Below are 8878 nucleotides of genomic sequence, written 5' to 3'. Positions count from 1 at the left end.
ATATAACATAGGAATCATATTATGAACTTGGACACAGCCTTTGCCGCATTGGCCGACCCGACTCGCCGCGCAATCTTGGCCCGTCTTGCGCAAAGCGAAGCCACTGTTTTGGATATCGCCGCGCCATTCGAGCTCACCCAGCCAGCCATTTCGCGGCACCTAAAAGTGTTGGAAGAGGCAGGGTTTGTCATGCGCCGCATCGACGGTGCGAAACGTCCCTGTCGACTGGCGCCCAACAGTATTGATGCCATCGAAAGCTGGCTAGATATGTTGCGCACAGCGCTTAGCACCAACTATGACCGGCTCGACAATGTGTTGGCACAAATGAACACAACAGAAGGAAACCAAAACGATGAGTAAACTGAGTTTGGAACTAGAGGGCGATCGTCATCTAATTGTTCGGCGCAAATTCGCGGCATCACCAAGCGCTGTATACCGCGCCCATACTGATGAGGCGATTATTCAAAAATGGATGTTGGGTCCCCCTGGATGGACCATGCCAAAATGCCAGTGTGATCCAAAGCCGGGCGGCAAAATTCGCTATGATTGGGCAAATGACGAAGGCGCTAGTTTTTACCTCACTGGCGAATTTATCGAATTGATACCAAATCAAAAAACCGTTCATGTGGAGCGTATGCACCTGCCTGACCCAACGCCCGACAATCATGTTGTTACTGAGTTTAAAGCTGATAGCAGCGGTACTTTGATGGTGATGCAGATGACAATGCCCGACGCAGCAACACGCGAGGCAATGTTGGCTTCTGGTATGGAAAATGGCATGGAAGAAAGTTATGTCCGCCTTGAGCAAGAAATAAGCGACGCACAGTAAACCAAAATCTTGGCTGCGTGTGTCTCCTAGTGTTGACGAGATGCACGCAGCTTGAAATGCTGCATGATGAAAATCAGGGAGTTCCATCATGCCGACACGCCGAGCGTTTGTCGTTCAGGTAGCCGCTTTGGCAGGAATTGTTGCTTTGCCAACCAAGGGGTTTGCCATGTCGGCCTTTAAGCAGCCCGAGGAAGCCCAACCGCACCAAGCCACATTCATGCAATGGCCCGTGAGCCGTATCGTGCATCCAGACAAGTACTTTTTGGCCGATCTGCAACAATCCATTGCGGACATTGCAAACACGATCAGCGAATTCGAGCCCGTCATCATGTTGATGGACGCACAGTTTGAAGCGGCGGCGCGAACAAAGCTCGCCAAAAATATCGAGATATGGCAGATCCCGACTGATGATCTGTGGGCGCGGGATAGCGGCCCGTCTTTTGTGCAAAACCCCAAGGGTGAGCTTGCAATCCGCCATTTTAATTTCAACGGTTGGGGCAACAAGCAGGTGCATGAAAATGACGGGCAGGTGGCCCGTCGTGTCGCTGAGCGGTTAGGATTGGCTTTGCTGGAGAACGGACTTGTGGGCGAGCCCGGCGGGGTTGAGTTTGACGGCCACAGCACTTTAATCGCGCATGAAAGCAGTTGGATAAATCCCAACCGCAACAGCGGCGATAAGGAGGCGGTGTCCAACCTGTTGCTTGAAGCTTATGGCGCGAAAAAGATCATTTGGGCGCCCGGTGTTGCCGGTGCTGACATCACAGATTATCACATTGATTCTCTAGCGAGGTTCGTCGGCGAAGGGCGCGTTCTAATCCAACTACCCGATGAAGTATACCCAGACGATGCATGGTCGAAAAGTGCATATGAAACGTTCGATATTTTGTCTGCGGCAACCGATGCAAACGGCAAGAATTTTGAATTGGTGGAGTTGGCTGAAGCCTTATCCCCTCGTGTTAAATCGGAGGATTTCGTTGCAGCCTACGCCAATTATTACATTTGCAATGGCGCGGTGATTTGCGCCCAGTTTGGCGACGTTGAACGTGATGCGATGGCTTTAGCGACCTTGCAAAAACTATATCCAGACCGCGAAGTGATCACCCTCAATGTCGATCCGGTCGGCGAAGTCGGTGGTGGAATTCATTGCGCTACCCAGCAGTGGCCGAAAGTTTAGATGATGCGCAACTGGATCGAGCGAAACACTGTTCTTATAAGTGCGTTCTCAGCGATGGCGACAGCAATTGTGGGGATAGTCGCCCTCGTTGCGGTAAAGGCGCAGATCGATGCATCTGACGGCCAGCAACGTGCGCAAAGCGCGCGGGAAATCTATCGTGAGTTTCTGAACATATCCATTCAGAAGCCGCAATTGGCAATTGCCGATTTTTGTAAAATTCAAACCGCAGCAGAAAAGTCAGCCTATCTCTCCTATATGGACTACATGTTGTACACCGCTGAGCAGCTCATCTCAATCGACGTTGAATGGGAACAACCCATGCAGGCATTGCTTAGCGAGCATTCCCATTATTTTTGCCAAAAGGACAATTGGAATGAATACACACCTGCTGTCGTAATGTTGGGTGAAAACATGTTACAAACCTGCCCACAGCCACCAACCTGTTAAAGCCATTCCAAATTGCAAGGAGTTCCAAATGAAAATCCGTTCTGCGCTTATTGACGAACTCCCCGCATTGAGCGAGCTTTGCCTTCGCTCCAAAGCCTATTGGAAATATGACGCGGCGTTTATTGCAGCTTGTCGGGAAGAACTTACCCTTACGCCACATCAGTTAGATCAAGACTTCATAATGGTTGCAGACGATGATGGCCGTCTAGCGGGTGTCGTTCAGCTTGTTCTGGATGGCACAACCGCAGAGCTTGAAAAACTATTTATCGATCCCGACTGGATAGGCAAAGGGGTAGGGCGCCAGCTATTTATATGGGCAGTTGAAACCGCCAAATCAGAAGGCGCGACCATCATAAACGTGGTTGCCGACCCGGGTGCTGCGCCATTTTACGAGAAGATGGGCTTCAAACAATTCGGCGCGTATCCTTCAGGTTCTGTAAGCGGGCGCGAGCTTCCTCATATGCGCCTGCGCTTAGAGCAATAGCGCCATCGCGCGCTAGGTGCTGACCTCAAACCCAAGTTGCCAAGACACGCCGAACTTATCCTGCACCCAACTATAGCGGGTCGCAAAGTCGTAACTGTTAAGTGGCATGAATGTCAGCCCGTCATTTGAAAGTGCCTCATGCAACCTGTCGACTTCTTGTGCGTTTTCAGCTTCCACAAACATTGAAATTGACGGCGTAAAATCAAATTCGTGAACTGCCGGGCTGTCGATGAAGAACAGTTTTTGCCCGTTTAGATTTATCGTCGCATGTTGAATGGTGCCCGCCGTGCCTGCGTCGTCAGGGCCGTAACGGGTTAACTTGTCGATAGAACTGTTTGGAAACAGCTCGACATAAAAATTGATCGCTTCCTCGGCTTTGCCAGTAAACATCAAAAAGGGTGAGAGTGATTTGGCCATATTGTTTGTCTCTGCTCTTTGTCCTTGCAGGCGAACCTTAGCGCACAACTTGCGGTTTCGGAATGATAAACCGCCAAAAAGACGATTGCGTTTTGCCCCTCAAATGGGATCGAATTTGACCAACTCAGGAGGTAAAAATGCAACGCATACAATCTGGCAAACGGCATTCAAATGCAGTGATCACCAACGGGCTGATTTTTAGTTCGGGGCTGGCCACCCAACACCCCGGCAGTTCTGTTGGCGAGCAAACGGCCGAGATATTGGCCCAAATTGATGATCTACTCGAAGAAATAAAAAGTGGACGCGAGCTACTGGTGCGGGTTGATATCGCGTTGGCCGATATCACCGACTATCAGCATATGAACGCGCAATGGGATAAATGGCTCGCCCAATCTGATGCTTTGCCGCCAGCACGCACCTGCATCGAAGCTCGCGCTGCTGCGAAAGACTATTTTCTTGAAATTAGTTTCATTGCAGCAACAAAATGAAAACGGGCCCGAAAGGGCCCGTAAATTCTTAGCAATATAGCACTCTTAAACTGGATTAGTTCAGGCTTGCTGAAACATCCTTGATGGCTTGAGCAACCAAGTCGTCGCCTTTTTCTGCCATCTTGTCAGTAAGCACTATGCGGGCTGCTTCAACTGCGATGTCGGCTGAACGAGCACGAACATCGGCAATAGCTTGCGCTTCAGCTTGAGAAATCTTTTCTTCAACTGCTTTTGTACGGCGCGTAATCAACTCTTCCAAAGACTGTTTTGCATCTTCAGTTAGGCGAGTGGCTTGTGCCTTTGCAGCGTCGATGATCTCTTGAGCTTCTTCTTCAGCAGCTTGGCGCTTGCGCTCATATTCTGCCAAAAGAGATTGTGCTTCTTCACGAAGGCGTTTTGCTTCGTCTAGATCATCGGCAATTTTTTTCGACTTCTCGTCGAGCATGCCCATAACCTGTTTGGGAACGCCCAAATAGACGACAATACCCAAAAATACGATCAGACCAATAAACGCCCACCAGGTTGCATCGAGTTCCATTTGCCTTAACCTTTCACAACCTTAGCGACAGCATCTTTTGTCGCCTTTTGCGCCGTGCGGCCCAAAATATTTGTTACTAGCGCATGCGCTGTGTCACTTGCGATTTCGTCAACATGGCCAAGCGCTTCAGTTTTTGTAGTCTGAATGCGGCTTTCGGCTGTCGCCATCTTTTTAGCAAGATCAGTTTCAACATCATTGCGTTTTGCGTCCAGATCCTTGCGGATACTTTCGCGTGTTTCTTCCGCAATAGTGTGCGCTTTTTTCTTGGCGAGTGCCAAGTCAGCTTCGTAAGCTTCAATGGCTTGGTCAGTCTTTTGGCGAAGACGTTCGGCTTCCGCCAAGTCGCCTTCAATTCGGTCACGCCGAACTTCCAAAATCTCACCGATCCGTGGCAACGCAATTTTGCTCATCAAAAGATAAAGCGCAGCAAAGCTTAGCGCCAACCATAAGAGCTGCGAACCAAATGTCGCTGGATCAAACGGGGGAAATACGCCTGTGCCGCCATGATCACCGCCATGTGCCTCTGTTGAAGCGTGGGTGTCTGTCGCGGCGTCTGTATCTTGCGATGTTGTTGTGGTGCCTGCCATCTGGATACCTAAAATTCATATGCCTAAATCTCATTTCAATTTGAAATGATCTAGGGCCTTTGGTGCAATTATCCATACTGCATCAAATGCAGAGGACAAAGAGCGTGTAATGGTCAGGCAGCCCAAAAATGCATCATCTGCAAATATGGGCTGCCTGAAACTGTACCGTTAGAATTAAACGGCGAACAATAGCAATAGGGCAACCAAGAATGAGAAAATTCCCAAAGCTTCTGTTACCGCAAAACCAAAGATCAAGTTACCGAACTGGCTTTGTGCGGCAGATGGGTTGCGCAATGCACCTGACAAGAAATTGCCAAAGATGTTACCCACACCAATTGCAGCCCCAGCCATGCCCACACAGGCGATACCGGCACCGATAAACTTCGCTGCTTCTGCTTCCATTGTAAAATCCTTTCAAAGCTTCTAAATGCGATGTTTTCAATTTGTCATCGAACCGGCATGGTCGATAACGCGTTCTTTAACTCAACTAGTGCGATGGATGTATCGCATCGTTGAGGTACATGGAGGTCAAAACCGCAAACACATAAGCTTGCAAAGCAGAGACCAAAAACTCAAGCGCTGTAAGCGCAATCGTCATCGAGAAGGGCAGAATGGCACCAAGCCAGCCCACAAATCCAAACGAAGACAATGTAACGATAAAGCCAGCAAACACTTTCAACGTGATGTGGCCAGCTAGCATGTTCGCAAACAAACGAACAGAAAGACTGATCGGACGAGACAGGAATGAAACGATCTCAATCGGAATAACGATTGGTAACACGTAACCCGGCACACCAGCAGGAACGAACAGTTTCAAAAAGCCAAGGCCGTTTTTCATAAATCCATAAACAAGCACAACAGTAATTACCAACATCGCGAGAGCGAAGGTGACAATGATGTGACTTGTGATGGTGAAGAAGAATGGCACCATGCCCAGCATATTCGCGACAAGAATAAACATGAACAGCGAGAACACGAATGGGAAGAACTTCATTCCCTCGGTGCCTGCTGCTGTGCGCACCATGCTGGCAATAAACTCGTAGAGCATTTCAGAAAGCAGTTGCAATCGACCTGGAACCAAACCGCGACCGCGGGTTGAAAGGATCAAAAATGCAGAAATTATCAACACTGTAATGACCATAAACAAGGCCGAATTCGTGAAGGCAATTTGCAGACCGCCAGAAGCTTCCTCACCGGAACCACCAATGGAAAAAATATCGTTGATCTTAAACTGATGAATTGGATCGTTTGCCACGCTCCAGCCCCTTATTGCTCGCTAACCGTTGTCGTCTTCGTCATCGACTTCCGGCCCCAAATCCATATCCGGAGTAATTATAACCGCCGAATTCATATCTGCTGCACTTCGCACAACAGTTAAAACCCCGGCGGCAAATCCCACCAACACCATTACCAACATGATCCATGGCGCTGTGCCAAAAATCCGATCAGCAAAAAAACCAATGCCCGTTCCCACCAGAATTGCTGCGATAAATTCAGTGCCTAATCGCACTGCCCGCGCATGCCCAGTGAGGTGAGCTTCCGACGCCTTCTTTTGTTCGATCAAACCCGCATCTTTTCTTGCCGACTTAATTTTTTCGGCTAGAGCGCGGGTCTCATCAACTTGAGCAGCAATCGGAACAGATGATTTGCCGTTTTTCGGATCATTTTTAGAACTTGGCATTGACCAAAACTCCCAAAAATTTCGCCAAAAACGAAAGGCAAATGCACCCCTCAAAGTTGGCCGCAACATAGTGTGGCACTTGTGGGCTGTCAAGGATGTGCTTGGAAATTAGACTTGGAGAAATAAGTGTTTATTTACAACGCATTACGGCGTCTGATTTTGGTCAGTGAAATTGTTTTAGGATGCATATCGTCCAAAATTTCCATCAATTAGAGATTCGATCTAACAATGCATTGGGTGTGTGGAAGTATTTCGGCTGTTTTGTACATATATGTGGGAAACTGAGTTTTGATGTGATTGTCAATTTGTACTCGGAATTACAGGCATTAGCCCCACGAATGGGTTGTGGGGCTAATGCGTGAGCTTAGGCAGGGGGAGCTATATAGCTCACCAGGGTCATGTCGCATGCTTCATCTCGCAATGGGATGATGGCTTGATACTCGGGGGAGTTGAACCAGGTGTTCAGCGCATCGATATCTGAGAACTCGATAACAGCAACACTTTGATGATCGACATTGCCCGCGAGCGTTTCAACATACTTTCCCCGCTTTGCCACGGCCCCGCCATGCGCGCCTACCGTTGCACCAGCGGCCTTTGAATATTCCGCGAACTTTTCGGGATTGGTGATTTTTGGTGTTGCGACAACAAATGCGCTCATTTTAGTCTCCCCATTTTGGTCTTAGTTGAGTAATTCCTGAATTTGTTTTATACAGCGCTGCATATAAAATCAACTGTTTTGTACAACAATGTACAGAAAGGACTAAGAATGGGTCGACCCACCGCATTTGATCGTGAGCAGGCAATCGACGACGTGATGAACATCATGTGGCGTGATGGCTATGAGGCGTCGTCTGTTAAGGCGCTGTCGGAACAGTTGGGGATTACGCGCTCTAGCTTTTACAATGCGTTTGGCACTCGCGAAAACCTGTTCATGGAAGCGCTTAATCACTATGCGCAGCAATCGCCGGATTACGCGTTGGCTTTGGCGACCCCACCGATTGATGTGAAGGTGCTTTTGACCATGGTGTATAAAGAAGCATGCGCCGCTCGCGCCAATGATGCAGAGGCACGAGGATGCCTTTTGGTCAATTCAGTTGCAGAACTTTGCAACACCAACGACAAGTTGGGCCCAACGTTGGAAAAATTGGTGTTTAGCAATATTAAGCGCATTGAAGCGCTTCTTAAATTGGGCGTAGAATCTAAAGAGTTCCCCAGAGACTTGGATATCCACGCAACCGCGTTGGCGTTACAGAATTTGCTAATGGGCCTCAACGTCATGTGCAAAGTGGTCAAAGACGAAGCTGAACTTTGGCTTGCCGCCAAAACATCGCTCAAAGGGTTGAATATGTACGAAGCTGCCTTAGACGAGCCGGAGCAGGCGTAAACTGCAAGTTGGCGAACTGATTACGGTGTGATGTTACATGCCACGTTGCTTGTGCCGGTGTGATAAACTTTCACACTGTCGCCACGGCCCCAGCGAAGCTTAGCCACTTCAGACACACTGCGGGTTGAAAACATATAGATGTCGCAATAGCTCACCTTGCTGCCCATTTGGTCGCAGTAATTTGCATTGCCCTCATGTTCTGCTTGGCATGGTGCTAAGTTCGAGTACAAAAAATATGGACTGCCATTGTGCTTAAACACAAGGTCGCCTTGCGCAAATGCTGCGGTGCCAAAAATTAGTGATGCTGCGCCAGCTACTAAGGCTGCGATCCATTTATTGATGTTCATTGTCGTTCCCTCATGTTTGATGGTCCTAACATTCACACCTTTGCAGGGCGGCGCAATTGTACAGATGTACATGTGCTGTCGATTTTCGCTGATTGCTGTAATGATGTCTCTCCAATCTTTTAGGGTCGGGGAGGTAATGGCGCATGTCCAGAGCTTTCGGATCAAATGGTCATTGGCCGTCTGTTGGCAGCTTACTAACTCCCCGGCGACCGGTACTTTTCGCTTTGGTGGCCGTTTCTTTACAGTTTTAGAGGAGTTGCCAATTGGAGCTGACATTTTTCAATCAAATACTAGATACAACTTGAGCCGAAGATATTGCATGGGTGCTGGTCATCATCGTGACATTCGCAATCGCACTAATCTCAGTCATCATCACCCTTGACCGCTGCGCGTAACCGCTCGACCAAATTCGTGAAGCAACGGGTTCGGTAACTGAATTGCTATATACAGTCCACCGAGATCAAGACGGTGAGCTGAAGGTCTGGCGGTATTGATCCCGGCG

At 48.8% G+C, this 8878-nt stretch carries 15 protein-coding genes; 7 read left to right on the top strand and 8 right to left on the bottom strand.

Features of this window, described 5'->3' with window-relative positions:
• Positions 1–18: 18 nt before the first annotated feature.
• The 5 genes from ACSHWX_RS00975 to ACSHWX_RS00955 all read left to right on the top strand — a co-directional run bounded on the left by ACSHWX_RS00975 (position 19) and on the right by ACSHWX_RS00955 (position 2934).
• Positions 19–360, top strand: a complete 342-nt coding sequence (locus ACSHWX_RS00975; RefSeq protein ID WP_435666304.1) for an ArsR/SmtB family transcription factor — start codon at positions 19–21, stop codon at positions 358–360.
• A complete protein-coding gene (locus ACSHWX_RS00970; protein WP_435666299.1) occupies positions 353–829 on the top strand; it encodes an SRPBCC domain-containing protein in 477 nt (158 codons plus the stop codon). The genes ACSHWX_RS00975 and ACSHWX_RS00970 overlap by 8 nt, the downstream gene beginning before the upstream one ends.
• 88 nt (positions 830–917) lie before the next feature.
• Entirely contained in the window at positions 918–2003 is a 1086-nt protein-coding gene (locus ACSHWX_RS00965; RefSeq protein ID WP_435666298.1) for an agmatine deiminase family protein, read from the top strand.
• Positions 2004–2006: 3 nt separating this feature from the next.
• Positions 2007–2450, top strand: a complete 444-nt coding sequence (locus tag ACSHWX_RS00960) for a hypothetical protein (RefSeq protein WP_435666297.1) — start codon at positions 2007–2009, stop codon at positions 2448–2450.
• A 28-nt stretch (positions 2451–2478) separates the two neighbouring features.
• On the top strand, positions 2479–2934 hold the full coding sequence (locus tag ACSHWX_RS00955) for a GNAT family N-acetyltransferase (protein ID WP_435666296.1): 456 nt from the start codon (positions 2479–2481) through the stop codon (positions 2932–2934).
• A 12-nt stretch (positions 2935–2946) separates the two neighbouring features.
• Here the strand turns inward: ACSHWX_RS00955 and ACSHWX_RS00950 are convergent, their stop codons facing one another.
• The gene (locus tag ACSHWX_RS00950; RefSeq protein ID WP_435666295.1) at positions 2947–3351 is read right to left on the bottom strand and encodes a VOC family protein; all 405 of its coding nucleotides are present in this window, start codon (positions 3349–3351) and stop codon (positions 2947–2949) included.
• 137 nt (positions 3352–3488) lie between these two features.
• Here ACSHWX_RS00950 and ACSHWX_RS00945 point away from each other — a divergent pair, with 137 nt between their 5' ends.
• Positions 3489–3839 (top strand): Rid family hydrolase, encoded by a 351-nt coding sequence (locus ACSHWX_RS00945; RefSeq protein ID WP_435666294.1) that lies wholly within the window; start codon positions 3489–3491, stop codon positions 3837–3839.
• A 55-nt stretch (positions 3840–3894) separates the two neighbouring features.
• On the opposite strand, the gene ACSHWX_RS00940 is transcribed toward ACSHWX_RS00945, so the two are convergent.
• From ACSHWX_RS00940 to ACSHWX_RS00915, 6 genes are all read right to left on the bottom strand, one after another.
• Positions 3895–4377 (bottom strand): F0F1 ATP synthase subunit B family protein, encoded by a 483-nt coding sequence (locus ACSHWX_RS00940; protein WP_435666293.1) that lies wholly within the window; start codon positions 4375–4377, stop codon positions 3895–3897.
• A 5-nt stretch (positions 4378–4382) separates the two neighbouring features.
• Entirely contained in the window at positions 4383–4964 is a 582-nt protein-coding gene (locus ACSHWX_RS00935) for a F0F1 ATP synthase subunit B (RefSeq protein ID WP_435666292.1), read from the bottom strand.
• A 174-nt stretch (positions 4965–5138) separates the two neighbouring features.
• Positions 5139–5366 carry a F0F1 ATP synthase subunit C gene (locus tag ACSHWX_RS00930; protein WP_435666291.1) on the bottom strand — a complete coding sequence of 76 codons (228 nt, stop codon included), beginning with the start codon at positions 5364–5366 and terminating at the stop codon, positions 5139–5141.
• An 85-nt stretch (positions 5367–5451) separates the two neighbouring features.
• The gene (locus ACSHWX_RS00925) at positions 5452–6219 is read right to left on the bottom strand and encodes a F0F1 ATP synthase subunit A (RefSeq protein ID WP_435666290.1); all 768 of its coding nucleotides are present in this window, start codon (positions 6217–6219) and stop codon (positions 5452–5454) included.
• A gap of 21 nt (positions 6220–6240) precedes the next feature.
• On the bottom strand, positions 6241–6645 hold the full coding sequence (locus tag ACSHWX_RS00920; RefSeq protein WP_435666289.1) for an AtpZ/AtpI family protein: 405 nt from the start codon (positions 6643–6645) through the stop codon (positions 6241–6243).
• Between the two features lie 364 nt (positions 6646–7009).
• Positions 7010–7303 (bottom strand): DUF1330 domain-containing protein, encoded by a 294-nt coding sequence (locus tag ACSHWX_RS00915; protein WP_435666288.1) that lies wholly within the window; start codon positions 7301–7303, stop codon positions 7010–7012.
• Positions 7304–7411: 108 nt separating this feature from the next.
• Between ACSHWX_RS00915 and ACSHWX_RS00910 the strand changes: the two genes are divergently transcribed.
• Complete coding sequence (locus tag ACSHWX_RS00910) at positions 7412–8029, top strand: TetR/AcrR family transcriptional regulator (protein WP_435666287.1); 618 nt, start codon at positions 7412–7414, stop codon at positions 8027–8029.
• Between the two features lie 20 nt (positions 8030–8049).
• Here ACSHWX_RS00910 and ACSHWX_RS00905 read toward each other — a convergent pair whose 3' ends face one another.
• A complete protein-coding gene (locus tag ACSHWX_RS00905; protein WP_435666286.1) occupies positions 8050–8376 on the bottom strand; it encodes a hypothetical protein in 327 nt (108 codons plus the stop codon).
• Between the last annotated feature and the right edge of the window lie 502 nt (positions 8377–8878).

The organism is Maritalea sp., from assembly GCF_051251695.1.
Taxonomy (GTDB): Bacteria; Pseudomonadota; Alphaproteobacteria; order Rhizobiales; family Devosiaceae; genus Maritalea.
This window is presented reverse-complemented; position numbering and strand designations above follow the sequence as displayed.

Excerpts from the sequence above, each read along its gene's own strand:
- ACSHWX_RS00970 (WP_435666299.1), top strand. The coding sequence starts at position 353 with ATGAGTAAACTGAGTTTGGAACTAGAGGGCGATCGTCATCTAATTGTT.
- ACSHWX_RS00965 (WP_435666298.1), top strand. The coding sequence starts at position 918 with ATGCCGACACGCCGAGCGTTTGTCGTTCAGGTAGCCGCTTTGGCAGGA.
- ACSHWX_RS00960 (WP_435666297.1), top strand. The coding sequence starts at position 2,007 with ATGCGCAACTGGATCGAGCGAAACACTGTTCTTATAAGTGCGTTCTCA.
- ACSHWX_RS00955 (WP_435666296.1), top strand. The coding sequence starts at position 2,479 with ATGAAAATCCGTTCTGCGCTTATTGACGAACTCCCCGCATTGAGCGAG.
- ACSHWX_RS00950 (WP_435666295.1), bottom strand. The coding sequence starts at position 3,351 with ATGGCCAAATCACTCTCACCCTTTTTGATGTTTACTGGCAAAGCCGAG.
- ACSHWX_RS00945 (WP_435666294.1), top strand. The coding sequence starts at position 3,489 with ATGCAACGCATACAATCTGGCAAACGGCATTCAAATGCAGTGATCACC.
- ACSHWX_RS00940 (WP_435666293.1), bottom strand. The coding sequence starts at position 4,377 with ATGGAACTCGATGCAACCTGGTGGGCGTTTATTGGTCTGATCGTATTT.
- ACSHWX_RS00935 (WP_435666292.1), bottom strand. The coding sequence starts at position 4,964 with ATGGCAGGCACCACAACAACATCGCAAGATACAGACGCCGCGACAGAC.
- ACSHWX_RS00930 (WP_435666291.1), bottom strand. The coding sequence starts at position 5,366 with ATGGAAGCAGAAGCAGCGAAGTTTATCGGTGCCGGTATCGCCTGTGTG.
- ACSHWX_RS00920 (WP_435666289.1), bottom strand. The coding sequence starts at position 6,645 with ATGCCAAGTTCTAAAAATGATCCGAAAAACGGCAAATCATCTGTTCCG.
- ACSHWX_RS00915 (WP_435666288.1), bottom strand. The coding sequence starts at position 7,303 with ATGAGCGCATTTGTTGTCGCAACACCAAAAATCACCAATCCCGAAAAG.
- ACSHWX_RS00910 (WP_435666287.1), top strand. The coding sequence starts at position 7,412 with ATGGGTCGACCCACCGCATTTGATCGTGAGCAGGCAATCGACGACGTG.
- ACSHWX_RS00905 (WP_435666286.1), bottom strand. The coding sequence starts at position 8,376 with ATGAACATCAATAAATGGATCGCAGCCTTAGTAGCTGGCGCAGCATCA.